Source organism: Thermogladius sp. 4427co (assembly GCF_051933805.1).
Taxonomy (GTDB): Archaea; Thermoproteota; Thermoprotei_A; order Sulfolobales; family Desulfurococcaceae; genus Thermogladius.
Genome location: NZ_CP196893.1, coordinates 57,577 through 82,448 on the forward strand (window position 1 = coordinate 57,577; position 24,872 = coordinate 82,448).

General features: G+C 46.6%; 29 protein-coding genes. 6 read left to right on the forward strand and 23 right to left on the reverse strand.

Annotation, left to right across the window (positions count from 1 at the left end; all coding sequences use genetic code 11):
* Window positions 1-20: 20 nt before the first annotated feature.
* Window positions 21-1,247 carry a molybdopterin molybdotransferase MoeA gene (locus ACSU1N_RS00310; protein WP_440059637.1) on the reverse strand — a complete coding sequence of 409 codons (1,227 nt, stop codon included), beginning with the start codon at window positions 1,245-1,247 and terminating at the stop codon, window positions 21-23.
* A gap of 30 nt (window positions 1,248-1,277) precedes the next feature.
* Window positions 1,278-2,849: an oligosaccharide flippase family protein gene (locus ACSU1N_RS00315; RefSeq protein WP_440059638.1), complete on the reverse strand. Its 1,572-nt coding sequence runs from the start codon at window positions 2,847-2,849 to the stop codon at window positions 1,278-1,280.
* Between the two features lie 69 nt (window positions 2,850-2,918).
* Between ACSU1N_RS00315 and ACSU1N_RS00320 the strand changes: the two genes are divergently transcribed.
* Together ACSU1N_RS00320 and ACSU1N_RS00325 are read left to right on the forward strand one after the other, a co-directional pair.
* Complete coding sequence (locus ACSU1N_RS00320; protein ID WP_440059639.1) at window positions 2,919-3,914, forward strand: thiamine-phosphate kinase; 996 nt, start codon at window positions 2,919-2,921, stop codon at window positions 3,912-3,914.
* Window positions 3,915-3,988: 74 nt separating this feature from the next.
* A complete protein-coding gene (locus tag ACSU1N_RS00325; protein WP_440059640.1) occupies window positions 3,989-5,206 on the forward strand; it encodes a hypothetical protein in 1,218 nt (405 codons plus the stop codon).
* 118 nt (window positions 5,207-5,324) lie between these two features.
* Here ACSU1N_RS00325 and ACSU1N_RS00330 read toward each other — a convergent pair whose 3' ends face one another.
* Complete coding sequence (locus ACSU1N_RS00330) at window positions 5,325-6,044, reverse strand: VTT domain-containing protein (protein WP_440059641.1); 720 nt, start codon at window positions 6,042-6,044, stop codon at window positions 5,325-5,327.
* Window positions 6,045-6,165: 121 nt separating this feature from the next.
* Between ACSU1N_RS00330 and ACSU1N_RS00335 the strand changes: the two genes are divergently transcribed.
* Together ACSU1N_RS00335 and ACSU1N_RS00340 are read left to right on the forward strand one after the other, a co-directional pair.
* Window positions 6,166-6,756, forward strand: coding sequence for a DUF447 domain-containing protein (locus ACSU1N_RS00335; protein ID WP_440059642.1), 591 nt, complete (start codon window positions 6,166-6,168; stop codon window positions 6,754-6,756).
* Window positions 6,753-7,688: a beta-ribofuranosylaminobenzene 5'-phosphate synthase family protein gene (locus ACSU1N_RS00340; RefSeq protein WP_440059643.1), complete on the forward strand. Its 936-nt coding sequence runs from the start codon at window positions 6,753-6,755 to the stop codon at window positions 7,686-7,688. The genes ACSU1N_RS00335 and ACSU1N_RS00340 overlap by 4 nt, the downstream gene beginning before the upstream one ends.
* Before the next feature lie 41 nt (window positions 7,689-7,729).
* Here ACSU1N_RS00340 and ACSU1N_RS00345 read toward each other — a convergent pair whose 3' ends face one another.
* The 13 genes from ACSU1N_RS00345 to ACSU1N_RS00405 are packed head-to-tail and all read right to left on the reverse strand — an operon-like array spanning window position 7,730 to window position 16,474.
* Window positions 7,730-8,908 (reverse strand): hypothetical protein, encoded by a 1,179-nt coding sequence (locus tag ACSU1N_RS00345; RefSeq protein WP_440059644.1) that lies wholly within the window; start codon window positions 8,906-8,908, stop codon window positions 7,730-7,732.
* Between the two features lie 44 nt (window positions 8,909-8,952).
* Window positions 8,953-9,936, reverse strand: a complete 984-nt coding sequence (locus ACSU1N_RS00350; RefSeq protein ID WP_440059645.1) for a complex I subunit 1 family protein — start codon at window positions 9,934-9,936, stop codon at window positions 8,953-8,955.
* A 1-nt stretch (window position 9,937) separates the two neighbouring features.
* Complete coding sequence (locus ACSU1N_RS00355; RefSeq protein WP_440059646.1) at window positions 9,938-10,297, reverse strand: sodium:proton antiporter; 360 nt, start codon at window positions 10,295-10,297, stop codon at window positions 9,938-9,940.
* Window positions 10,290-11,867: a proton-conducting transporter transmembrane domain-containing protein gene (locus tag ACSU1N_RS00360; protein ID WP_440059647.1), complete on the reverse strand. Its 1,578-nt coding sequence runs from the start codon at window positions 11,865-11,867 to the stop codon at window positions 10,290-10,292. Before ACSU1N_RS00360 ends, ACSU1N_RS00355 begins: the two co-directional genes overlap by 8 nt.
* 12 nt (window positions 11,868-11,879) lie before the next feature.
* Window positions 11,880-12,383 (reverse strand): Na+/H+ antiporter subunit E, encoded by a 504-nt coding sequence (locus tag ACSU1N_RS00365; protein WP_440059648.1) that lies wholly within the window; start codon window positions 12,381-12,383, stop codon window positions 11,880-11,882.
* On the reverse strand, window positions 12,380-12,793 hold the full coding sequence (locus tag ACSU1N_RS00370) for a sodium:proton antiporter (protein WP_440059649.1): 414 nt from the start codon (window positions 12,791-12,793) through the stop codon (window positions 12,380-12,382). Before ACSU1N_RS00370 ends, ACSU1N_RS00365 begins: the two co-directional genes overlap by 4 nt.
* Window positions 12,786-13,571, reverse strand: a complete 786-nt coding sequence (locus tag ACSU1N_RS00375) for an MnhB domain-containing protein (RefSeq protein WP_440059650.1) — start codon at window positions 13,569-13,571, stop codon at window positions 12,786-12,788. Before ACSU1N_RS00375 ends, ACSU1N_RS00370 begins: the two co-directional genes overlap by 8 nt.
* Window positions 13,568-13,831, reverse strand: a complete 264-nt coding sequence (locus ACSU1N_RS00380) for a Na(+)/H(+) antiporter subunit B (RefSeq protein ID WP_440059651.1) — start codon at window positions 13,829-13,831, stop codon at window positions 13,568-13,570. The genes ACSU1N_RS00375 and ACSU1N_RS00380 overlap by 4 nt, the downstream gene beginning before the upstream one ends.
* Window positions 13,831-14,202, reverse strand: a complete 372-nt coding sequence (mnhG, locus tag ACSU1N_RS00385) for a monovalent cation/H(+) antiporter subunit G (RefSeq protein ID WP_440059652.1) — start codon at window positions 14,200-14,202, stop codon at window positions 13,831-13,833. The genes ACSU1N_RS00380 and mnhG overlap by 1 nt, the downstream gene beginning before the upstream one ends.
* A complete protein-coding gene (locus tag ACSU1N_RS00390) occupies window positions 14,199-14,471 on the reverse strand; it encodes a monovalent cation/H+ antiporter complex subunit F (protein WP_440059653.1) in 273 nt (90 codons plus the stop codon). Before ACSU1N_RS00390 ends, mnhG begins: the two co-directional genes overlap by 4 nt.
* Window positions 14,468-14,866 carry a 4Fe-4S binding protein gene (locus tag ACSU1N_RS00395; RefSeq protein ID WP_440059654.1) on the reverse strand — a complete coding sequence of 133 codons (399 nt, stop codon included), beginning with the start codon at window positions 14,864-14,866 and terminating at the stop codon, window positions 14,468-14,470. Before ACSU1N_RS00395 ends, ACSU1N_RS00390 begins: the two co-directional genes overlap by 4 nt.
* Window positions 14,836-16,059 (reverse strand): hydrogenase large subunit, encoded by a 1,224-nt coding sequence (locus ACSU1N_RS00400; RefSeq protein WP_440059655.1) that lies wholly within the window; start codon window positions 16,057-16,059, stop codon window positions 14,836-14,838. Before ACSU1N_RS00400 ends, ACSU1N_RS00395 begins: the two co-directional genes overlap by 31 nt.
* 1 nt (window position 16,060) lies before the next feature.
* Window positions 16,061-16,474 (reverse strand): NADH-quinone oxidoreductase subunit C, encoded by a 414-nt coding sequence (locus ACSU1N_RS00405; protein WP_440059656.1) that lies wholly within the window; start codon window positions 16,472-16,474, stop codon window positions 16,061-16,063.
* Between the two features lie 122 nt (window positions 16,475-16,596).
* Here ACSU1N_RS00405 and ACSU1N_RS00410 point away from each other — a divergent pair, with 122 nt between their 5' ends.
* Window positions 16,597-17,034 carry an NADH-quinone oxidoreductase subunit B family protein gene (locus tag ACSU1N_RS00410; protein ID WP_440059657.1) on the forward strand — a complete coding sequence of 146 codons (438 nt, stop codon included), beginning with the start codon at window positions 16,597-16,599 and terminating at the stop codon, window positions 17,032-17,034.
* Here ACSU1N_RS00410 and hypF read toward each other — a convergent pair.
* The 6 genes from hypF to ACSU1N_RS00440 form a co-directional block, all read right to left on the reverse strand.
* Window positions 17,007-19,316, reverse strand: coding sequence for a carbamoyltransferase HypF (gene hypF, locus ACSU1N_RS00415; protein ID WP_440059658.1), 2,310 nt, complete (start codon window positions 19,314-19,316; stop codon window positions 17,007-17,009). The two genes, ACSU1N_RS00410 and hypF, sit on opposite strands and share 28 nt — an antisense overlap.
* A 14-nt stretch (window positions 19,317-19,330) precedes the next feature.
* Complete coding sequence (locus ACSU1N_RS00420; RefSeq protein ID WP_440059659.1) at window positions 19,331-19,567, reverse strand: HypC/HybG/HupF family hydrogenase formation chaperone; 237 nt, start codon at window positions 19,565-19,567, stop codon at window positions 19,331-19,333.
* A gap of 9 nt (window positions 19,568-19,576) precedes the next feature.
* The gene (hypE, locus tag ACSU1N_RS00425; RefSeq protein WP_440059660.1) at window positions 19,577-20,605 is read right to left on the reverse strand and encodes a hydrogenase expression/formation protein HypE; all 1,029 of its coding nucleotides are present in this window, start codon (window positions 20,603-20,605) and stop codon (window positions 19,577-19,579) included.
* 79 nt (window positions 20,606-20,684) lie between these two features.
* A complete protein-coding gene (locus ACSU1N_RS00430; RefSeq protein ID WP_440059661.1) occupies window positions 20,685-20,972 on the reverse strand; it encodes a helix-turn-helix domain-containing protein in 288 nt (95 codons plus the stop codon).
* A gap of 117 nt (window positions 20,973-21,089) precedes the next feature.
* Complete coding sequence (locus ACSU1N_RS00435) at window positions 21,090-21,788, reverse strand: HAD family hydrolase (RefSeq protein WP_440059662.1); 699 nt, start codon at window positions 21,786-21,788, stop codon at window positions 21,090-21,092.
* A gap of 1 nt (window position 21,789) precedes the next feature.
* Window positions 21,790-22,275, reverse strand: coding sequence for a MogA/MoaB family molybdenum cofactor biosynthesis protein (locus tag ACSU1N_RS00440; RefSeq protein ID WP_440059663.1), 486 nt, complete (start codon window positions 22,273-22,275; stop codon window positions 21,790-21,792).
* An 87-nt stretch (window positions 22,276-22,362) separates the two neighbouring features.
* Between ACSU1N_RS00440 and ACSU1N_RS00445 the strand changes: the two genes are divergently transcribed.
* On the forward strand, window positions 22,363-22,746 hold the full coding sequence (locus ACSU1N_RS00445; RefSeq protein WP_440059664.1) for an MGMT family protein: 384 nt from the start codon (window positions 22,363-22,365) through the stop codon (window positions 22,744-22,746).
* A 53-nt stretch (window positions 22,747-22,799) separates the two neighbouring features.
* On the opposite strand, the gene ACSU1N_RS00450 is transcribed toward ACSU1N_RS00445, so the two are convergent.
* Window positions 22,800-24,866, reverse strand: a complete 2,067-nt coding sequence (locus tag ACSU1N_RS00450; protein WP_440059665.1) for a glycoside hydrolase family 13 protein — start codon at window positions 24,864-24,866, stop codon at window positions 22,800-22,802.
* Between the last annotated feature and the right edge of the window lie 6 nt (window positions 24,867-24,872).

Genomic DNA, 24,872 nt, shown 5'->3' on the forward strand with positions numbered 1-24,872 from the left:
CGGTCTGGAGCGGGCCTCGGCTAGCTATCTAGGAATACTTCTACAATATCCCCTTCTTCGAATCCTTCCGATCTCTCGTCGAGTATTATATAGGAGTTTGTTAACGCAAGGCTTTTCACCAGGCCGCTGCCTCTAAGCATGTATGGTTCAACAGTCAGCATAGTACCGTCCCTGGCGAGCATGGTTCTAATGAAAGATGTGTATCCAGCCTGGTTGGGAAGCCTCTTCTTCAATCTAGCGTAAACTACTACAGGATCCAACCCGTTTACTCCGAGAGCCTTGGCGAGAGCCCTCCTTAACAATCCTTCTATACCAACCCATGCTGCAACCGGGAACCCGCTTAAGTGAAGTACGGGCTTGCCTCCTACGATAGAGAGGCTTGTAGGCCTACCAGGCCTGATCGCTACCCCTCTGAAAACCCATCTGCCATTCCTCTCGACGAAATCGTAGACTAGATCGCTCGATCCGGGGCCTGTACCCCCCGTAGTAATAACCATATCGTTTAATTCGAGAGCCCTGAGAACAACGTCTTCGATAGCACCCAGCCTATCTGGCACGATCCCGTAGTATGATGCTTCAACGAAGCTGAAACGCTTCAGATAGGATAGTACTACGTATGCTGTCGAATTAAACAAGGAGGCGTGGCCGGATACCCCGGTGCCCCAGTACGGTTCTACAATCTCGCTCCCGATCGATACGACTCCAATCCTAATCCTCTCGTAGACCTCTATACGGTAATGCCCGCTAGCCGCTATGATCGGGATAGTCCTGCTATCTATCAACGTGCCTTTCGAGAGAATCCTCTCTCCTACTCTGAAATCCTCGGCTTTCCTCGAAATATTAGACCCTTCGGCAACGGGTTTGAAAACCTCTATGAAACCCCCTCTCTCTACAACATCCTCCTTCATGACAACGGCGTCCGCCCCTTCCGGGATTGGCTCGCCGGTGCTAACCCTTCTAGCACTACCAGGATTGAGAGAGCCTTCTCCCACAATAGCAAGCCTAGCCGGATTGAACATGCTTGCCCCGTAAGTATCAATGCTTCTAACAGCATAGCCGTCTACAGCACTCCTATCGAAGCCAGGATAGTCTACTAGAGCGTATAGGTCGGAGGCTAGGATCCTACCGTAGGCTTCGAGCAAGCCTACAATTTCTACACCGAGCCTGATACCCTTCAAAACCTCTGCTAGCTTGCTAACAGCATTCTCATAACTGATCAGGTCGGTTAGCTCCTTACCCCCCGGCATATGCTGAGACCCCGTATCACAAAATACGGTCTAGGCTGTTTCCCGCGATAGTCTCCTCGATATCTTTGTATATAATGTAATATACAATTCAATTATATACCCCGCTAGAGGAATATTCCTAGTAACCCTCTGGAGGAATGCGAGCTCTGCATCCCCTATAGCTTTAAATAATGCTGTTAGAACACTATAGGCTATTAGCATTACTAGCCCTCCTATAAGTAGCTTGATTATGCTCATAGCGAAAACAGAGCTCGCGTATTGGGCAATTATATTGGCTACTAGAGATGCCACCACGATCTTACCGTAGTTTGCAAAACCTATTTTCAAACCCTGGCTCGAGAGGACGTGGAACTGGTAGACTACGACCGGGATGCTAGTCAGCACGTATGCTAGAGATAACCCCACTATCCCCAGGCTTAAACTGAGGACCGGGTATAGTATTACGCCTGCCACCAATAGTATTATATTAGAGTATACCATGGCTTTCCTCAGTCCAAGGGATTGTATTATCGAAGAAGCTAGGGTGGTAATAGGCCAGAATACCAGTGTTAGAGATAGTATAGAATAGTAGAGGCTTGATTGAATATAGCTAGCGCCGTATACTGTTCTAATTATTTCAGGCGAGAATAGGATAGAGAATATAGAGATAGGGAGTGTTATAACAGTTAGCGCGTACATTACAGTGGTAGCGATATCCCTCAACCTCTCACTGTTCCCCGCATAGTAGTGAACGAAGAGGGGTACTAGCGGGGTAGCGATCGCGCCGTATACTGCTGTCACAGCCCCTAGGAAATTGAATGCTGCGTTGAAGAATCCTACCAGGGTATTCCCGTAATCTCCTATTCGAGCTGTAGTCAGGCCAAGTAGATAGCTCTGGAGCCTTGAGACGATCGCGCCTGCTAAACCGCTAGTATATATTGCTAACGCGTACGCCAGCATCTCATCTACTTCAGCCCAGCACCCTCTATCAGCAATCCATCCCCAGGCTGCTAGAAGCCCTATACCCAGGCTTGTAAAATACGACACTGCCGTAGCTAGGATCGCATTTTCCACGCTAGGTTTGAATAGCTCGAATAACGCTATAATCAAGAAGAGCCTTGCAAGAGGCTGTACAAGGTATAGTATAGTCCTCTCCCTAGCTCTACCAAGCCCTATTAGGAGAGATGATATACTATTCACTAGAACCTGGGGTACTAGGACCAGAGATGTTAGGGCGACATAGTAGCCTATCCCCTCCCTGTTACTGAAGACCACCCCGAGCAGTTCCCCTGCGAAGACTAGTGGGATCGAGACAGCTGACGAGAGTACTAGCTTAGCTAGGAGGGCTCTTTTCACAATATACGATATCTTGCAGTACTCTCTCCTACTCGCATATAGAGATGAATACCTTAACACTGTAGTATCTATGCCGAAATCCGTGAAGAGAGATAAGACAGCCAGGGGGATTAAGGCCAGCCCATATAAACCGTAGTTAGCTGGACCTAGCGTTCTCGCAATAACCATTAGCGTCACAACTTGAACGATGAGATATATGATCGTGGATGCGGCGTAAACGAATGCGTGGAGCCCAGCTTTCTCAATAGTGTACTCGTATTCGCTCATTTAAACCACGTTGAGTACTGTGCCGAATAATAAAATCTAGCACCCTCATTTTAAAGGAGTGGTGGCTTAATGGCTAGGCTAGGATATACGGAGAGGGAATTCATAGACCAGGTAGTAGCCAAGTATCTGGCTAAAGGAAACCCGTTCTCGGTACTCGAATTCCCAGATGACGCTTTTGATTTCATCCCCTTCGCCCCGAGGATTATAGCATCGGTTGATGCTTCATCAATTAAAAACGTTAGACTACCATGGAGGAGTCTAGAAGACGCTGCATGGTCTATTGTTTCAGGCGCTGTAAGCGACCATGTTGTTAAAGGCTCCCTGCCTGCTTACGCGCTAGTATCCATAGGCTTGAGTAAGGCTATGGAGAATACGCAGGCAGAAGAGATTGTTAAAGGCCTTGCCGGAGCATTCTCATACTACGGGGTTAAATGGGTTGGGGGAGACACAAATAGCTCAGACGACCCCTGGGTATCTGTTACTCTGATAGGTTTCACAACGGCTAAGAAACCTCCTTCGAGAAAAAAAGCTAGGCCCGGAGACGCCGTTATCGTAACAGGCAGGTATGGGGCCATGGGCTTTGTTGTAGTAAAAGGTTTTGAAGCTGCCTCAAGCCAAGACTGGGTTATCAAATATACTCGGAGGCCTGTGACAGAGAGGAGGCTAGCAATAGTAGTATCTGCCAACTACAAGTTTATACATGCTAGTATGGACGTAAGCGATGGACTAGGCTATACCCTGCTCGAAATATCCAGGCTCAGCAACGTAGGCATTAGGATCACCAGGCCTCCCCAAATATACAATGAGGTCTTAGAGTACTGCGGTAGTAGACTAGACTGCGTCTATGAGCTTTCACTAAACGGCGGCGAAGAGTATGGTGGGGTATTGGTGGTAGGTAAGAGTTATATGAAGAATGTTATAGAGGATTTAGAATCCTATAATATACCGTTCGAAGTAGTAGGGGAAATAACCGAAGGCTACGGCCTAAGGGTAGAAGGAGTTGAAGGGTTGAAGATATACTACTGGGACCAATTAGGGGACTACAAGATAATAGAACTCGTGTAAAGTAGAGACAAAGAATTTTCCCGCTACATAAAAGGCTGGCCCTGTTTAAAACCAATCACTCTACACGAGTATTTATGAGGTTGGTGCTTATGTGGCTATTCGTAGGCGGGCTAGTACTAGGCTTATTCGGCGTACTAGACCTATTGATCAACCTTGTAGCAGTAAGGATTCTAGGCTTCGGTATTGTTGAGCTAGGTGTTTTGAACGCTGTATGGACTATCCTGATAATACCCTCTCTGAGACACGCTAATGCCTTCTCGAACGCGGGAGTAACAAAGAAACCGGTCGTTATGAGCCTTGTTTTTCTAATTGTTCTAGTAGCCTTCTTATATGAATCTATCGAGTTAAAGGTTCCTGGCCTAATCTACTTAGCATACGGCCTCCACGCCATATCCTATGCTTACGCTAAGACAAGTTGCCAGACTGCTGTGCTAGAGAGTTTTCCAAGCGATAAGTGGCCTAGTGTTAACAGAAGGCTATCTCAGACGAGTATATTATTCGACGGGGTACTTCTTATTATATTATCGAAAACCTGGCCCCTTATCCTGCTCCCTGAATACTATACCTTCTTCAGTGTCACAGCGATAGCCTCGCTGGGCATGCTTCTAGCAGCTATCCCGCAGCCGAAATACAGGTTTGAGAGGATAATTTCTAGGATCGAGAACTATATGAAGCGGGGGCTTACAAGAATCCATGGTTTCGTAGCATTAACGAGTATAGACTATGTTGAGAAATCATATCTGAACAGTATTGCGGATAAATATATTGTGAGTGGTCTAGGCTTATCCCTCATCCTCGCCTCACTAGCCTCGTTTAGAGTAGGCAACGAGTATTTGTTCACGCCGTTGCCATATATATTCATAATATTGAAAGGTCTACACATACGTGATGTACTATTCATCTATGGGGTTAGCAAAATAATAAGCTTTATACTGCTTTTCCTTATACCGCGTAATGTTGTTAGCAAAGGAATGTACCTGGTCTCGATAATCCTACGTGTACTCGGAGTAGTCGCGATTATGATAGAGGCCCCTGACCCGCTTTACGCATCGTTAATGCTCGCCACAATATATGTCACCAACCTGATTATCGATACAACGCTTTACGCACACTACCTGGAGACAACAGGGGGTAGTAATATAGGATGGTATAGTCTGACAGCAGAATTCGCTAGTTTCATAGGGACGCTGACATCAGGCCTAGTATTCCAGCTAGTAGGGCTAGTCCCAATGTCCTGCATAATACTGTTCCTAGGATTCCTCCCCATCCTTATCCTTAAGAGCAGGTGGTAAGCCGGATTCTATCCGGCCCTAGACAAGCGGTCAGAGCCCGCTTTTAAATACTATGTCATTGCGTAGAGCTTCAATCCCGGGTTCGTCTTCATCCCAATAATATCATGTGTTAAATGCTTTACATAAGCTTTTTCAGCCAACGGCATACAGCTCTGAAAGGTTTCACAACGGCTTCTACGAGGGAGGATAGTACTATTTTCATAGACCGCTTAAACCCTTCTTCACCATAGGCTTCGGCTACTCTAGCCCAGTCGACCTGCCCTATCAAGTAGACTATTATAATAGTTAGGATCAGCAGTATGAGAGACGATTCCCAGAGCTCTAAGCCGAGTCTCTCTTCGAGTATTAATAAAACGGTTTTACCGTATATTACTGCGAGCAAAGAATGAATGATCTTGCCCGTGAAAACAGCTATCGAGTAGAGGATGATATTATAGGATGCTATACCCATCGGGATCAGGACTATATCGTCCGGAGCAGGGGTTACGGCGATGAGGAATATTGCTATGAAACCCGCTAGTCTATGCCTTGAGCCAAGGTACTGCCAGTTCCTGAAAGTTGTGGACGTAGGCCTTAGGCTTGCCACACCCCTGCCTACGAAGTAGACAACTAGCTTGCCGACCCCGGCTCCGACACCGCTAGCTAGGGCTGTTAGAAACAGTAATCTAGCATCGTGGATGTTAGCAGTATAAAGTATGACGAAAACTAAGTAAGGGATCGCGACAAACGGTATCGCATTAGATGCTAGCGATACTATGAATACACCGTATAGACCAGCCTTTGATAGGAAAACCATAATACTATGTACTACATCCCTCGCTAGACTATGCCAAACCATGACCTATACCGTGTCAACAGCCCGTATTCAATAATTGGTTGACAGTTTAATAATATACCTTAATTATTCTCTAGGATAAGGCGGGATCGGAAAATTCCAATTATCCAACCGGGGGCTCTAGATGATCAGAGTCCGCAACAATATTGTTTACGAATCGATTGCTACTACCTTAGTAGACAATTACGTATATTATACGCCTCTCGGTTTTAGGCCAGACGGTTTCAAACTCTATGCCAAATTATATCCTGAGACAAGGCTTTTCAGATACATTGATAGGGTAGGGGTTGTAGTCTTGAATATTGTCCGAGACCCTTTCTACTTCATAGCATCATCTTTTAAAGATTACATTGGATGGAAGCCAGAGTTTGTGAAATCCGAGTGCACCGGGTTCCCTAGGCTAAGAGATACCGAGGCATATATCGAAGCGGTTGTCACTAATGTTGCGGATAAAGAGTCTCTGAGGATCATAAGTCTAGAACCTGTATGCGTTGGATTAGGTGGTTTTATCACGCCTTTTTCAAGGGCGGATGCAATGCTCGTAGAATCAGCTGTCTATGCAACTAAAATACTAGCGTTAAAGAACAAAGAACCCGGGCTAGTATCTGAATTCCTCGAGATGTTCAACTACACAGCCAGGGTTTTAGCAAGGGTTGGAGATAACCCCTTCTATAAGATGATGCTTGAACTGCTCGAGAAAAGGGTGTTTCAATGAGTAATACTGTAGAAGTATCAGCACCGAGCAGGTTGCACTTCGGTATTGTAAACCCCCATAGAGTAGTAGGGTATAGATTCTACGGTAGCGCCGGCCTAGCCATCTCCTACCCCAGGGTGGTGGTAAGAGTTTCGGAGTCGGATGGTTTCTACCTGCCAGAAGTGTTAGAAGAAGGAGAGAAGGCGAGCTTGGTCAGAGTCCTTCGAGAGAAGGGTGTGAGAGGTGTTAAAGCCGATATTTCAAGCATCCCGCCTAGGCACACCGGGTTCGGCACTACGACTCAGCTAATGTTAGCAATCGCCGCAGGAGCGATGGAGCTTTATGGTCTAGAATACGATGTACTAGATCTTGCCTGGAGGCTTGGTAGAGGTAGGATTTCTAGCATAGGGGTCTACGCGTTTAGGAACGGAGGATTTATCGCTGATGCTGGGAAAAGAAGGGATGAGGGAATAGCTCCTCTACTAGTTAGGCTGGATTTCCCAGCGGACTGGAGATTCGTCCTGGTACTGCCAAGAGGCGTTGGATTCAGCGGTTTAGAAGAAGAACGCGCCCTAGGAGTCCGGAAAGCCTATCCTGAGGTAAAAGTCTATGAAGCGGCTTATACATTATTCTACAGGCTTATCCCAGCTATCATCGAGAAGAACCCCCTCGAATTTGCGAGTTCGCTAACCCGGTTACAGGAAATAGTTGGTGGCTTCTTCGCCGAAGAACAAGGCGGGCTGTATCACCCAGCGTCTCAGAGGATAGTCGAGTTCCTTGAAGAAGCGGGTATTGAAGGATACGGTCAGAGCTCGTGGGGTCCTCTAATATATATTTTCGCGGAAAACGAGAATAGGGCTGAGGAAATCGCTGAATTAGTGAAGAGAAGTGGTGACTACAGGGTTTGTATAACAGGCCCTGATAATAAAGGTGCTGTAATCCGGCGTCTATAATAATAACTGTGGTAGAGGTTCTATTGTCTCCTAATACAAAGCTAGACCGTAGTGAATATAACGTATATTGATATAAAGATTAGTGCGAGGCCTGTTAAGAAATTCAGCATGCTAGAATTCTTCGAAATCCACCTAGCCAGCTTCTTCTGCTTAGATACCTCTCTAGCTATCAGCAGGATTATTACGAACGGCGTGATAAATATAGCGTTGTAAGCAATGAGTAGGGCTACTGCTTGTATTAAACTCATATTTCTCAGTAGTACTATGAAAGCAGCGTAAGGCCCTGCTGTACACGGGAGGAGTATTGTAACAGATATGAGTGCTAGGACTATAGCAGTAATATATGATACGCCGCTCTGGAATCTTATCCCTACTCTCTCACACCACGAGCACTTGAGTAATCTCTCACCCGATACCTCCTCCGGCCTAATAGTATTGTATACGCCGATCACCAACGCTATTATCGCCAACGGGATCGGGTTTACCAGCCTAGCGAACTGGTACAAGCCGAGACCAAGCAGCATGTATCCTAAGTAGACTAGTATGATAAATACTAGAGGGGGGCCATAGGATCTCCTACGCCCTCCTAGAGCTGCTACTGTGAAACTGAAGAAGATAGCTAGCTCACAAGGGTTTACTGAGTCGAGTAGGCTCAATATTATTAGAGACGGTATTATGCTGATAATATTTACGGTATTAACCGTCCCCTGTGAGACACTCGAAGGGCTAGGCGTGTAGAAGTAGACATCGTATTTCTCTAAAAGGGCTTGCTGGGATACAGCTGTTACATTACTGACTTCGACTAGTCCACCATTAACGGCTACATAGCCTTTTACAATGCCAGCCCTATTGTAATACATGAAGTTACTGAGCAGGCTTGGACTGCTTAACGTGCTATTAGAGATCTCGCCCATTACAATACCTGTTATCGTCCCATTGTAGTAAAATAATGTAACTGGGACAGCCTCGTAGCCCCCGAAAAAGTCTCTTACAATACTCTCGTAGCATATACGGCAAGTATTGTTAGAGACTATATCGCAGAATAATACATTGCTACTCCCATAGAGTGATGATAAGTAATCGTACGTGGCGCGGCAGTGAGGGCATCTCGGGTCACCGTAAATGATTATATGAAACGAGATCTGGGTTGAAGGGTAGACGGTTGTTGTCAGAACCAGCCCTAGTATTAACAGTATTGGGAGAATTATCCACCTGCTCATCCTGAACCCCTTAATGCTACTGATCAATATCCTACTCCAGGTATTTAATGAAAAACGTATAGTGACGCTAGGATTATGCCTGCAAGCGAGGGTGTTAGAGAGTATTTGAAGAGTAGGTCGAGAGCCTGCTCCACTCTAACTCTGCTAGTAGAAGCTCTAATAATACTTGATATCAGGAATACTAGCGTAAACTTTACCAGTAATACTACTACTCCCTGAAGCGATAGGTGTCTGAAAGGATATGGTCCGCCTAGTACAATGTATGTTATGGATAGTAATGAGACAACGTAGTCAGCGTCATGGTATAGTCTAGCCAGGCCTAGTATTGGGCCTGAGAACTCTGTTTCGAAACCTGCTATAATCTCCTGCTCCGCCTCCGGGATATTAAACGGGTTGAGCATAGCCTTAGCCTGGGTGGATGAAACAGCTGCTAGTAGGGATAGAGCCATCAATGGTATAGTCAACGGGTTTAGCCATAGGCTCCACGAATTCGATGAAACCTCGTAGATACTGTACTCTGGCCTGAGATTAGATAGTAGGACGACAGGTATAAGCAAGGCTATAAAGTATGATGGCTCGCAGATCGTTATAAAGGTTAGTATCCTAGAGACGCCGATACTAGTGTAGGGCCCTGGCATTGATAGGCTAGCTAGTATCAGCATTAGAGGGGCTACGAGGCAGCATAGGTATATGTAGATGAAGAAGTCGAAAGAAGATACCAGCGGGTATGGGCTGAGGGGTAGGAATAGTAGTGCTGTTACAAGCGATGAAATCCCAAGGATTAGAAGGGCTTCCGCTAGCCTGGGCATTGAATACTTGTTTGCTACGATCTCTTTCTCCCTGATGAGCTTAAAGAAGTCTGCGAAAGCCTGGAATACCCCAAAAGGCCCTGTATACTTCGGCCCCATCCTCTTCTGCATCCTAGCTACAGTCTTTCTCAGAAGGTATTCTAATATTAGTGAAGCTGTCAAGGTGAATAGTAAGCCCGGGAAGACGAGTACTGCTAGCAAGAGACGTAGATAGTCCATCCTACCACCTTACGAACACGTATATGATCCCCAGTACCACGGATAATATGATGAGCAGGCCTAGCCAGGATGAGATGAAGTAAAACCAGTCTACTAAGCTACCTGTCTGAACCCTCTCGGCTAGTATCTTATACAATCTGCGTGCGTAGCTTTTCACGAAACCCCAGTATAGCCCGCCAACGCTTGGAGTCGGGTTGGATACGACGTCTTCCCCCTCGGCAGATAAATACATCTCTGTATACCTTACACTCTTATTTCTCACCGCTAAGTATAGGAGGTAGAAGACTGTGAAAACTAGTATCATAGCCAGTGCTGAGTAGATAGCTGCTTCACTAATTCCAAGATACATTAGCCTATCCATATATCCCACCCAGGGCTTTCCTCGCGTTTAGATAGGCAGCGATATAATTGTCTACCCCTTCTTTAAGCAGGCTATTTGAAGCCGGGCTGAATAGCCCGGGGTCTAATCCAAACAACACGCCTAGCACGAGGAGCCCTACCGCGATCGCGAAAAGCATGTATTCAACCGGTTCTACAACAACCTTCTGCTTAACCCTTTTCCCTACCGAGAATACTATTGAATACAGTATTTTGATATATCCGAGTAGGCTAATAGCTGAGGCAAGTATTACTATGAACCCTAGGATCGGCAATCCTGCTTCCATAAAAGCCTGGTACATCATTAGCTTCGAGAAGAATCCTATGAACGGTATGAAACCAGCTAGGTTAAGAAGAGATAGCGCGGTCGCAATAGAGGTTAGAGGACGCGTTCTCCCAACGCCTTTCAAATCGTCTAGGCTCCTAGACCCTGCTTCGTGGATGAAGATGCCGCTAGCCATGAATAGATTAGCCTTGCTTATACTATGCGATACTATGTGGGCGGCCATCGCGGCTAATGCTACCGCTAGAACCTGCTGCGAAATATAGAAGCCTAGTGAACCAGACATTACTACTAGCCCTATATGACTTATAGTACTATAGGCTAGCAGCCTCTTCAAATCGTTCTGCACGACCATCATTAAAGAGCCTAGTAGAGCGCTGACACATCCTAGGATGAGTAAGGCGATAAATACTATGCTCCTATACGGTCCTAGAACGTTATTATAACCGAAGATCGTGTACATAAATCTCATTATCGCGTAGACTCCAATGTTCACAACCAGGCCTGATAAAGCTGCTGAGACAGGTGTAGGCGCTTCGGGGTGGGCGTCTGGAAGCCAGAAGTGGTTAGGGAATACTGCTGCTTTATAGGTGAAGACCCATAGGGATAGCGATACTGCTAATAGAGCGGGTAGAGGGGATGATATATAGAATCTACCTACTAGCGCGAGATCCGCCATATTGAGAGTAGAATAGTTCCCGTAAATTATGATCAAGGCTATGAAATACATGTTTGTAGCTACCGCGCCAATAAGCGAGTACTTGCTAGCGGCTTCAACAGCCTCAGCCCTGTTCTTATGGTATGCTACCAGCCCGTAGGCAGATATGCTGAGAACTTCTAGCATTACGAAAAGGTTGAAAGCATCTCCCGTGTAGAGGCATCCTAGCATCCCTATTACAAGCCCTTCTAGTAGCGTGTAATACCATACTGGTTCATCCATTTCCCTCTCATACCACCCGGAGTAGATTACTATTGCTAGGACGAGCCAGCCTATTAGTAAGGCTAGTAGCCCATTAAAGCCGTCTACTTCATAAATTATCCCGATTGGCGGCGGCCAACCACCAAAAGCATATACTAGGGGTGATCTGTTTTCGAGGTATGCTACGTAGACTAGAGTGGTTGTTAAAGCTACTAATACCCCTACAGCTAGTGCGATATACCACGCGATCCTTCTACCAAGTTTCCCTACAAGGGGTGTTGCGAATGCTGCTATCGCGGTTATAGGTAGGAAGGCTCCAAGAAGGTTTAGAGCGAGACTGGTGAGATCCATATCCTGCCACCGCTAGTCGAATACCTTCTTGGAGTAGTATTCAAACACCTCCGAGATATACTTCCTGGCTTCGAGGGGATTGATCGTAGCGACATCGATCCAGTGGACGTAGAATGCCTTTCCAGACTTGTCTACCTCTACTACTACCGTACCAGGAGTATTCGTTATCGAATTAGCTATGCTAGTCAGGGCAAAGTCTGTCTCCACGTTGAAAGGTACTTTGACGATTCCTGGTTTAACAGGCATGCTCGGGCTCAGGATCCTTTTCATGACATCGATATGGCACTTCGTCTCGTCTACGATAAAATATCTTAGCGCGTACCTCAAAGCCCAGTACCATCTCCTCAAGGAGAATACTTTAGACGGCTTCTCGACTGTAATATTCGAGAATAGTAGCCCTATTGCAACCGATGCTACAAGCCCTGTCACAAGGTCGTAGCCGCTTATACTACCCGTGAATACAATGTATGTGATAAACGACAATATGATTACCGGTAAGGCCCTAGCAACCCTCATCCTCTCAGCCTCTTAATCTCCCTCATGTCGAGCGTGTGATAGTGTTTGTACAAGGTGTCTCCGAGAAATATTAGGAATACTGCTACAGCCAGCCCTATTACCACAGCTGTAAGGACAAGAGCCTGGGGTAGCGGGTCTACGGCTCTCGATACGAAGCCCGGGAGGTAGCTAGTGTTCTCGAACGAGTAGTCTAATATTATAGGTGGAATACTAGGCGTTGAAGGATTCGGCCATGCCCTGTACCCTACGAAGATCGCGAAAACGTTCGCTGTATCACCTAGGATACTTAACATTATTAGTTTCTTAATGTAGTTGGGTTTATAGAATAGGCCGTACAAGGTCAACCCTAGGTTTACGAATAGGGATACGTATATTATTGTGAACAGGTATTGGGCGAGGAAATCACTCAATGCTCTCAGCCTCCGGGCTCATCAGGATCATGAAAGCTATTGTGAAACCAGCTGATACAGCAAAAAACTCGAAAAGGTTGAACCACCATAATGTCCCGCTTGTTAAAGCCCCTCCTATGAGGTAGGGGAAGGATATAGGCGAAGATGCTTTACCAATATTCTGGAATACATAGGACTCCACGCCAAGGAACAAGCCCGCGATAAATAATGCGATAGATACCAGGCCTATGCCTATTAGGCCCCCGCTTCTCACGACAAGCATTTTATCCGTGGACATGCCTCTACTATAGAGGTAGAATACCGAGAAAACCACGATCACAACAACCGGTACCACTGCCGCTGTAGCACCGCCCTGGAACCCGCCTCCTGGGGTAAGGTGGCCGTGTAAAGCAATAGATACTGCTACAGCTAGTATCATAGGAGCTGTTATTTTAGTCACAGTCTTGACTATAACTGAAAGGCCCTGCTCGCCACCGGGACTACTCAGTATTTTCCTAACCCCTCTTGCCAGGGCCAGGCCTGAGACTATGGCCATGTAGAATACAGTGGTCTCATAGAGTGTATCTAGTCCACGATAGTCCCAAACTATTGCCGTAACTGCCTCAGGGCTCCAGACAGTGAAGTTCGACATCGCGGGGTTAAATGTAGTGTTCAAATAAACTAGCGCAAGCCACCTTATACTACTACTCGGGTAAAAGCTCTGGCCCGACAAAACCAGTAGTAGGCTGAAAGCTATTATGAAGGATATTATCACTACTAACGGGATCAACCTTCTCATTGCTTCTCATACCTCTCCGTCTTGCTTATCAAGACTAGTAGTAGTGCAGGGAGAACCCCAGCGGTAACAGGCAGGTAGACTAAGACTATGTCTGGCGACATGAATATGTAGAATAGTAGCGAGTAGAAGACGCTTTGTATAGCGCTATATATCACTGCTTTCACAAGATCCTTCTCAACAAGAGCTAGATAGACAGCTACCACTGATAGTAGCGATGATACTGCCCCGATAGCGTAAACTAGGGTATCAAACCCCAACATCAACTACCACCACACATCGAAGGATCCAGCTCGTCGTGTACACAAGGCTCGACTCTTACAACCCTACTCTTATGGGCTGCTCTAGCTAGAGCATGCGACCCTGCAGGGGAGAGTATTAGTATTAGAAATGAGGTTGTGAAAGCGACTCCAGCCATGAAATAAGAATAGGGGAGGTTATCCGATTCTGCTAGGGCTATCAGCCCCGCGCCCGCTATAGGGAATACAGACCCCCATATCGAGCCTATTGTAGCAGCATGCAGCCTTAGATAGAAGTTCCTGAACCTGTTAACACCTATCCCGGAGACAACCTGGGCGAATGCCCCTAATGCTACAAGGAAATAACCTATTATTTTTAAAACCAGGTCTATCAAAGCCCCATCACCTTTTTCTCAAGGTATTTCGCAATATATATGTCTAGGGCGTAGATCCATAGGGCCAGCGGGATAGCGGCTATAATTAGTATGGGTTGTTTAAGGAAGACTCCTAGTATAATGAAGAGGTCTGCTAGGTTGTAGGATAATAGGTCGACTCCTAGAACATGGTCTGGAATACTCGGCCCTTTCAAAGCTCTTATAAGGAATAATACTGTCGCTACTATATAGACTGGTATAACCACTGCTAGAAATACCTCCGGGTTCATAACGACACCTTTTCAAGCGTGCTCAGGCTATGTCTCTCGCTATTGTTGAGCCTACCGCCTGCTAGAGTATACTCGTTCGTAGTAATGTATGCGTTGAAAGGACATACTGTGACACATCTATAGCAGAAGACGCAGCGGCCGTAGTCGATTCTAGGATACAGCCTCCTAGGGTTTGTCCTCGGGACACTGTATCCCTCCGGTATTTGAACCATGGAGATCGCGTCAGCAGGGCAGTCTAGAGCGCATAGCGAGCAGCCAGTACACTTAGTTAAGTCAGCGTAATGCCTACCTCTAAACCCTTTCTCGACCTCTGTCTTAGCGTAGGGGTACTGTATTGTCGCAGGTTTCGATACGAGGTTTCTTATCACAGCCTGTAGTAGCCTAGGCTTCCCCATCTCCTCCCACCTGATGCGAGCTCTCTTAAAGTAACAAACCTCTTCGACCCGCTATTCAGGTCTAGGACTATGGCTCTCTCCATACATGAGATACAAGGGTCTAAGCTAGTGAGTATAACGGGTAAGTCCGCGATAGTATACCCGTTGTAGAGGAATCCTGAGTTGATAATGTTCGTGAAAGACGGCGTCCTAATCTTCACCCTGTAAGGGTTCTGCTTCCCATCGCTCATAACATAGTATGTGAGCTCCCCGCGCGGAGCTTCAACCCTTGTATAAGCCTCCCCGACCGGGAACTTGCGTGGTAGCTTCTTCTCATCGGGTACCGGGCTACCATCCCTCGGTAATTTATCCAGGACTTGTAGAGATATCTCGGCTGAGACCAGGGCTTCATCCCAGCGGACTATCATCCTAGCCCAGCTATCCCCTTCATCTCTTGTTACGATATAGAAGTCTAATTCGCCGTAGGCATCGTATTTATCGCTAGCTCTAGCATCTATTCTAACACCACTACCTCTCGCAACAGGGCCTAGGAGTGAATGCCTTATCGCATCACGTTTCTTCAATACTCCTACATCCACCAGCCTTTTAACCAGTGATACGTCTTCTTCGAAAACCCTCCTATAGAATTTTATCCGCTCAACGGTTTGCTCAACCAGCTTCCTTATCCTGTAAGCGTCCTCATCGGATAGATCCCGTCTAACTCCGCCTACCATCATATAATCCGCCATAACCCTTCCTCCGGTCAGTATTTCTTTAGCCTTCATGATCTTCTCTCGGTCGAACATTATGTTCATGAATAAAGTATCGAAACCTATGGCTTCCGCCATTACAGCATTTATCAGCATATGGCTATGGATCCTCTCTAGCTCCATAGCGAGAACCCTTAGGTACTTAGCGCGCATATTAGGCTCGATCCCTAGGATCTGCTCGAGCGCTCTGACATATACGTTCGTGTGCACTGTATTACAGATCCCGCAGACACGGCCGACGATGAATATATTCTTATAGAAAGAATTCTGCTCGCATAACTTCTCTATACCCCGGTGGTTATACCCTGTATTAATCTCTACTTTCACAATGACTTCTCCATCAGCATAGGCTTTCAACAGGATCGGCTCGTGCAGAGCAGGGTGCTGTGGGCCAACCGGGATTTCGACAGAGACAGATATCTCTATTACTTTGTCAACAGCCAATTCAATCCTTCCTCAACGGGTATACCTTTTTATCTACGATATCGCTTGGTACGAAGAAGCCGCGTCTCAGGCTACTATTACCCTTGAATTCAATGCCCAGCAGATCATATATCTCGGCTTCAGCGCTGAAAGCTCCCGGGACAAGATCTACGATAGAGTCTATGATAGGTTTATCCCGCGGTATATAAGTCCTGTAGACAACGGTTTCTTCCTCGGGTAGTAGTACGACATAGTAGTCTAGCCTGAATAAACCCTGGTCTTTCAAGTCGACCCCTACAATTGTGGAAACATAGAATCCTTCAAAACCCCTTTCTGAAATAAGCTTCTCGAAAACACTCCTAACCGAACCAGGGTCAAAACGATAAACTCTTCTGTTAGGTTTTACGAACTCCTGCGGCCCGATCTCTTTTTCCAATGTAATCTACCATTAAAGATTTCATAAGATGAATATTTTATAAAAAGTTTGTTTGATTAGTCGAACCAAACACATATCTATAAATACCATAGGCTAGTAGACTCTGATCGGGGTCGCATAGTTTGGCTAAGTACAGGTTCGTAAGGTACTCGCCCTGGCTAGTACATTTTAATACAGGAGCTTGCAACGGTTGCGATATAGAGGTGCTAGCCGCTCTCACACCTTTATACGACCCTGAGAGATTCGGGGTTAGGTTAGCCCCGTCGATTAGGCACGGCGATATCCTTGTAGTCACGGGAGCGCTTACTAAGAAGAGTGCTGAGAGGCTTAAGAGACTATACGAGCAGATGCCTTCGCCGAAGTTTGTTATCGCTGTAGGAGCCTGCGCTATCGACGGAGGAGTATTCCAGAAATCCTATAGTGTTGTTAAAGGAGCAGATAAAGTAGTGCCAGTCGATATCTACGTTCCAGGATGCCCTCCTAGACCCGAGGCTATTCTAGACGCTATTGTGAAACTAAGGGAGAAATTGGCTCAGACAGCTGAAGCTAGTAATACATAATATGCCTGGCCGAACGAGATACCGCCATCGTTAGGAGGTATCCTCCTAGGCATCAGAATGCTGAAATTGCTTCCGGCAAGGGTTTTCTCAAGCCCTTCAATAATAAACTCGTTGACAGCCGCACCGCCTGAGACTAGAATCTCGCTTCTAACATCCCTACCTTTTGCTATTTCAGTAACCAGCCTACCGAAAGCTTCTCCTAGGGTTACGAGAAAGGTCCGGGCTAGGCTTGCTTTATCCTCTGAATTATCCTCTATCAACCAGTCTATCAGCCTCCACGAATCTACTAGTAGGAGGCCGTTCTCAGAGACTAGTTTCACCTCTGGAGGGTCTACGAGCCCTCCTCTGAAAGCTAGGGCTTCAAGCCTAATAGCTGGCTCTCCATCATAGGTTCTTTCACGAGATGCGCCTATAAGTATTGAAGCTATATCGATAAGCCTCCCGGTACTAGAAGCCGGTTTATAAAATCCTCTCGCAACCAATTTGTACGATACAAGGCATTCCCTGATCTCTTTTTCGCTAAAACCTCTATCCCTGAGCAGTCTAGCGACATCTTCCACGCTCTGCTTCCTCAGAGAGAGGTAGCCGGCTAGGAGCCGTGCCGGTTTCAGAGTATCCTGGTCGCTTGTCAGTGGCAGGGGCCTAATGCTTCCAAGCCTCTGGTAACTACCGTTGTCGAGGTCTACTAGTAATACTTCGCCTCCCCATATAGTATCGTCATCGCCCCAGCCAAGCCCGTCTATAGCTAGGCCTATAACTCTCCCACCAGTTAAACCGTGGTCTCCGGCAACAGATAATACGTGCGCTAGGTGATGCTGTATTCTAACGTGCCTCAAATTATGTGCTGCCGAGAACTCTCCCGCTATCTTTGAAGACATGTACCCCGGGTGTTTGTCTGACACGACTATAGCATTCCTGGTATCTACTCGGAAAGACCTGACCAGGAAATCTAGCTCGCCTACTAGATCCCGGAGGGCTTTCGCCTCGTCTAAATCCCCTATGTAAGGCGAGACAACAATCTTGTCTTCGAATCCTAAGGCAATAGTATTATTTAGGTCGCTGCCGAAAGCTACGACATCCTGCTTGAATCTCCCCGGTAATCTAATCCATAGCGGTGCATAACCCCTACTCCTCCTTAAGAGTACATACCTCCCCCTAGTCTTTCTCACGACACTATCGTCCACCCTGTGGACAATCTCTCTGTCGTGTACGAGGAAGTAGTCCGCGATACCCCCTAGCTCTTTGAAAGCACACTCCTCGTTTCTACACATCGGCTCTCCGGATAGGTTCCCGCTCGTCATTATAAGGAATTTATCCTTTGTCTCCTTGAGAAGAAGGTAATGTAGTGGGGAGTACGCTACAAACACGCCTTCATGGCTCAACCCCGGCGAGACAAGGGAGGAGACAGGCGAGTCTTCCCTCTTGGGTAGTAGGAGTATCGGTGCCTGGGGTGAGTTTAATAGTTCTTCGTCTTCATCACTCATATAAACAAGCCTCCTGAGGACTATTGTATCTATACCCATTATTGCGAAGGGTTTACTAGGCCTCTTCTTCCTAGCCCTCAGTTTTGCCACGACATCGTCATCAGTTGCTAGAGCAGCTAGGTGGTAGCCCCCTATCCCTTTTACAGCTATAATATATCCTTCCTCAATAAGCTTAGCCGCTGTCTCGATAGGTTTCTCAGCATCGATGACCGAACCCTTATGATCCTGTAATGATAACCTAGGTCCGTCTCTAGGGCAGCTAATACCCTGGGCGTGGTACCTCCTGAGGTTATCGGGGTCATTATACTCTCTGAGACAGTCCCCGCATAAATGGTATTTACCCATACTCGTATTTTCTCTATCGTAAGGGACTCTATGGATCATCGAATACCTTGGGCCACACCAGGCGCATGAATTAAACGGGTACCTATACCTCCGATCCCCGGGGTTTAATACCTCCAGTAAGCAGTCATGGCACATAGCTAGGTCGGGTGGGATATTAGACCTGGCTTTAAAATCGCTAGCACTGGGCTTGATCCCGAATCCTGTGAACCCGACCGGCGTAACTTCTTCGACCCGTATCTCTTCTAGGAATGCTGGAGGCGGCTTCTCAAGCTCCAGCCTCCTAACGAATTCCTCAACTATATCCGGTGGGCCTTCAACCCATATCTCTACTTCAGAACCGCCTATATTCCTAACATAGCCTTTTACGCCTAGCTTCCGGGCGAGCCTGTCTACGAAAGGCCTAAACCCTACTCCTTGGACAAGGCCTATAACGATAATCCTCTTGGCTCTCATACTATTGTATCCTTTCAGCTAGTAATCTCTCTTACAAGCTCGTTGTATAATTCTAGCACGTCTTTCAACTCGTTCTCGTCTATCTTCGATATCGCGACCCCTGCGTGAACTATGACGTATTCCCCTGGCTTAACATCTTCGACCCCTAGTATGACCTCTTTGATAATACCCCCTATTCTGACTCTTGCCATAGGCAGGCCGGTCTCAGAATAGTATACTCCGACTACTTCAGCCGGAACCCCTAGGCACACGCCCACCACCTAGCATATCCTGGGTAGGTTCAGCGGGTTCGACGGCACTACTACTAGACCCCCTATCTCGGTCCTTGCTAGAACCCTCCCTTTGAAATCCCCTCCCTCGATAACCTCGCCTACTACACGAGCGTTTACCTCGCCTAGTGCGACTAGCTCCCGGACGACCTCGTCTACTACCTCGGGCCTCACGCTTAAAACCGCGATCCCTTCTGAGGCAACATTTAAAGGGTCTACGCCCATAGCATCTAGGAAGTCTCTAACTTCTTCCCTAATAGGGATACTAGTCCTGTCTATTATTATCGAAATATTCTTCCCGTGAACCCACTCGTTCAAAACGCCTGCGAGGCCGCCGCGGGTAGGGTCCCTGGCTGCGTTTACATACGGCCTATACTTCTGGATTACTGGTAGCACTGTTTTAACCAGGGGTCTGCTATCGCTTCTCAGACTAGTATTCTCCTCGAGGAGGCCTAGCTGCGCGGCCAGAATTGTTGCCCCATGCTCTGCTATATTGCCTGTAACAACGATCTTATCCCCCGGCCTAGGCTCGTCGACGATAGGAGGCTGGCTCGTATACCCTATGCCGAAACCGCTTATAGCAATCTTGTCTAGGCTACCCTTAGGCATTACTTTGAAATCCCCTCCGATCAAAGCTACATTATTCTCTTCGAGTACTCTTATCATGGATGCTACTATCTTATCTAGAACAGATATTTCGAATCCTTCTTCAACGAGAATATTATCCATGAACGCTACCGGCGTAGCACCCATCATAACCAGGTCGTTTAAAACCCCGCTAGCAGCAAGATGCCCTATGTCCCCGCCTGGGAAGAAAAACGGGTTCACAGTGTATGTATCGCTCGTAAACACAAGGTATTGGTCGCCGATTCTAACGTATGACCCATCGTCGAGTACGTCGAGACCTCCTCCTCCCAGAGCCTTCCTAAGCTTTTCCGGAACCCTGCTTACAACAAGTTTCATAACTATCTCGAGAGTATCCAGGCCTCCTGCGCCGTGTAATATCTCGATAGATCTCATACAGACCCTGCTACACGTTAGATAAAATAGGTAATCCCTTTGGTATAATGAGAAAAGCCGGGATTAATAAAGCCATAACTCACTTAATAGACAGCTTCTTCAATACATTATATACCCTAGAAGGCCTCAGACCGAGTTCTTTAGCAATCCTATAGATCGAGTACTTCTCGAGGTATAGTTTTTTAATCTTCTCGATTTCCTCCGGAGTAAGCCTCCTCGGAGGGGATTTCCTAAGCTTCTCCCCCCTCTCCTTCAGCGCTTTATACAGTGTTTTCGTCGAAATATGTATCTCTTCGACAATCTTCTTGATCGGAACCCCTTGCCTATACAGCTCGATAGCCCTCTCGATCTTGTTCTCTCCACTCAAGTTTTCCACCCGCGTTATTCCTTTTTCCAAGTTCCTTAATAAACTTTTCTATCATGGATTTAGCAACTGGTCGCAGTATTTAAAATAGGGGATAGTACTTTGCTCCTTATCCTAACTTTATATTAGTCCTATTATGTAGGGAACGAGTGTTAGCGAATGGATTACAGCAACCCCTATTATGTTTAAGGCTAGTGAAACCCCCTGCCTCCTGTTTACTAGAATAGCTTTCATCCCCACACTAAGGGGGCCGCCTACATCTTCTATAATATTGTCCCCGACATGCGCTATCTCGGATGGTTCTAGACCCAACTTATCGATTAATGCTAGGAAGAACCCTCTATCAGGCTTATTGAAACCTATTTCATCGGAGAAAACCCTGACCCTAACATACTCGGTTAAACCAGCCTTCTCGAGGAGGCTCCACGTGTAGGAGCTAGGCCAGAACAATACGTTCCCAGCCACGCCTACGAGGAATCCCTGCTCACTGAGGGTCTTCAGTACCCGGGGTACGTCGTCGTAGACGATCTTCAACGGGTCTATTTCGTCAAATGCTTTCTTTATCAAACCGCTTACAAGCCCTGGGTCTACGCCTAGATTCCGAGCTAGGATCTCCTGGCCTACTCTAATCGTCTCCGAACCCGAGATCAGCGATTTCCTCCTAAGCCTCCTAGCTTCTTCGTGTGACCTGAGGACAATCTTATGTACTTCGCTATGCGGTCGGCTGAGCTCTCTCGCTATGATACCGCTTGTCTCATATAGTGCTCTATCAAGGTCAAGTAATGTACCCCATATATCGAAGCTAACAGCTCTAACCATATTAGTCAACCTTATGGGGGCCTTCAATCCTCGAGGCTTCTTCCAAGAGATGATCCACGACCCCGAGTAAAATATCTAACCCTATCTCTACGGCTTCCGGGCTACCGGGTAGAACCGCTATCACCCTTCCATCGAAAGTTACATAGAGGCCTGCCCTGGAGAGAATTGCTCTCAAGCCTGTTTTCTCAATCGACCTACGTCTGAATTCTTCGCCGAAACCAGGTAGGGCCTTCCACGAAATAGACTCTACTAGATCGATAGATATATCTCTGGGGCTTGGTCCTGTACCGCCTATTACAACTACTAGTTTAGAACCCGGATTACTGTTAAGCGCTCTAATAATCTCGCTCGGCTTATTAGGCACTATAACCCTGTGCACGTTGAAGCCGTGGGTTGAAAGCCTCTTCTCAGCATACTCCCCGCTTACATCCGGTGCTTTACCTTCGTAAATAGTATCGCTTACAACTACTAGCAGGACTTCACGCATGGTTATACCGCCTGTTTTAAAAATCAAGCTGTCTCCTATTTATTAAACCGTGGTTAGCATATTGCTTTTAATAAACCCGTTGGAAACATGTATCCTGAACTGGTTACGGGGGTTTTCTTGAGCAGGCTTCTCGTATACGAGAATAAGAGGCTGAGGCCTGCCAGGGATAAGGATCTAGAGGAGGCGGTATATATTATTGTATCATCAATACCGTTGGGAAGGGTTTCTACCTATAATTGTATTGGCAGAATCCTCGGTATCCACCCTAGGAAGGTTGCGTCTATCTTGAGAAAGAACCAGTACCCTATTATAATACCATGCCATAGGGTTGTATACAGCGACCTACGGCTAGGAGGCTATAGTAGGGGAGGCTCGAGAGTTAAAGAGACTCTTCTTAGGCTTGAAGGTGTCGAAGTGAGAAATGGTAGGGTCCTACCCGATTATTTAGTCGATGAGTGTAAACCTGTTTAAGAACGGGAATGATTAGATACGTTTAGAAACCTACGACTAAAAACCGTGCTATACTACCGTATCAAGAAAATTCTGAAACCGTATGGCTCTACACGGTCTGAGTTCGAGCTAGACATTAATAGCTCAGTGGGCTCAAACCCTAGGCACTCTCCTACGTGGAGGGTTCCCTCTCTTGTGTTAAACACCCCGGCTATCTCCCTCCTCAACCACCTCTTTACAACGATAACAGAGTCGTTGCACGCTTTGACCTCGGCGAAACCATATCTAAGTTCTTCGAAACTCTTACGTAATTTGATAACATTAAGGTAGGTCTCGTACATCTCGGTATCCCACAGTCTCTTATCCCATATCATTGGCCTCCTATTATCCGGGTCGGGTCCCCCTTCCAGACCCACCTCGTCACCATAGTATATCGCGGGGGATCCGGGGAGGATGAATAGTAACACGACTAGTAGTTTCAGAACCCTCTTGTCGCCGCCTACCAGGGTCTTTATCCTGGTTGTATCGTGGGAGCCTAGCATATTGTAGAGGGAGAATAGCTGATAGTACGGGTGGTTAGAGATCTGGAGATTAACCATCTCTACCATCTCCTTAATACTGTGCTTCTTGAATACTATGGTGGATATAATCCAGTACCTAAGCCAGTAGTTCATGTAGGAATCCATGTAGCCGGAATATAGGAATGGGTAGTCGCAGATCTCGCCCAGCAGTAGGAAGTCCGGGTTTAACTCCTTAGTCTTACTATAAAATCCTTCCAGCCACTCATCCATAACACCATGGGCTACGTCAAGCCTGAAACCCGATACCCCTTTCTCCATCCAGTACCTCGCTATTTGAATGAAGTATTCCAGGGTATCCTTATTCTCGTGATTGATCTTAGGCATAATCCAGTTCGAGAAGAAAGATTCGTAGAAAGGCTTTGCTATCTTCTTCCTCGTGACTAGATCCCTAAGCCTGTGTATGTCGCATTCTTCTAGAGCCTTGATTACTTCCTGGTCAATGTATTTCGAAGGGTTGTCCAGGAAATTAAACCATTCCCAGTACCTAGATTCTACTCCTTTACTCAACGCGTCGATAAAGAAAGGGTGGCAGGCCCCCGTATGGTGGATCGTAATGTCTAGTACCAGCCTCATACCTCTCTCACTAAACTTCTCGACAAGGGTTTCGAAATCTTCCAGACCACCAAGGTATCTGTCTATTCCGAAGTAGTCTCTAACATCATACCTATGGTATGTCCCGGCTGGGAATATGGGTGTAAGGTAGATTGCTTCAACGCCTAGTTCCGATAGATGATCTATTTTGTCTACAATGCCTTTAAGGTCTCCACCGTAATATCCGTGTTCCCTCGGGGCGAGCCTACTGATTTTATATGGGGGGTCGTTGCCAGGATCGCCGTTGTAGAAAGAGTCTACGAATATCTGGTAGTAAATAGTGCCTGTAAACCACTTTATCTCCCTGGAACCCGGTATCCTATTTTTGTCTACTATTATAGGCTGGACAATTTCTCCCACGCCGTTGAAACCATACGAGAATATTCTCCCCTCGTACTCGAATTCGAAATGGTACGATATGTATGAGCTTTCTCCGTCGTCTTCTAGAATAAATTCGAAGACTCTCTCGAAAGGCAGGTCTCTAATAATGCCGCTGTACCTTCTCCCATTTAGATAGAGCTCCACGCTATCGACGTTTTTCAGCGTCCTAACCCTGAAGACAATGAATCCGCCGATCCTAGAGAGGTAGGCTGGATCCCTCTCATCATGTATGAAATAATCTAAGGGGTTTACAGGGGGCTTTACAACGAGAAGGCTTGCTCTAATCCCGTTTCTCTCCGGATGCATCATATTCGGCATCTCGACAGTTTCCCCGTTATCCGGATCTAGCACTGGAGTAGGGTCGTAGTCTGATGTAAACCAGTACCCGTATACGCCTGGGTATAATGGGACTATAATCCTAGCCTCGTCCCCTAGTTTAGCCATTCTTTTAAAACCCGGGAACCAGGATGTGAAATTGGCTACAAGGTACATTCTCCTAGCTCCGCTCACCCACCTAGTCTTAAACTCCACAAGGTAGTTTTTCTGCCTTCCCCCTTCGATTATACTCCTACCTAGGATCCTATACATCTCAGT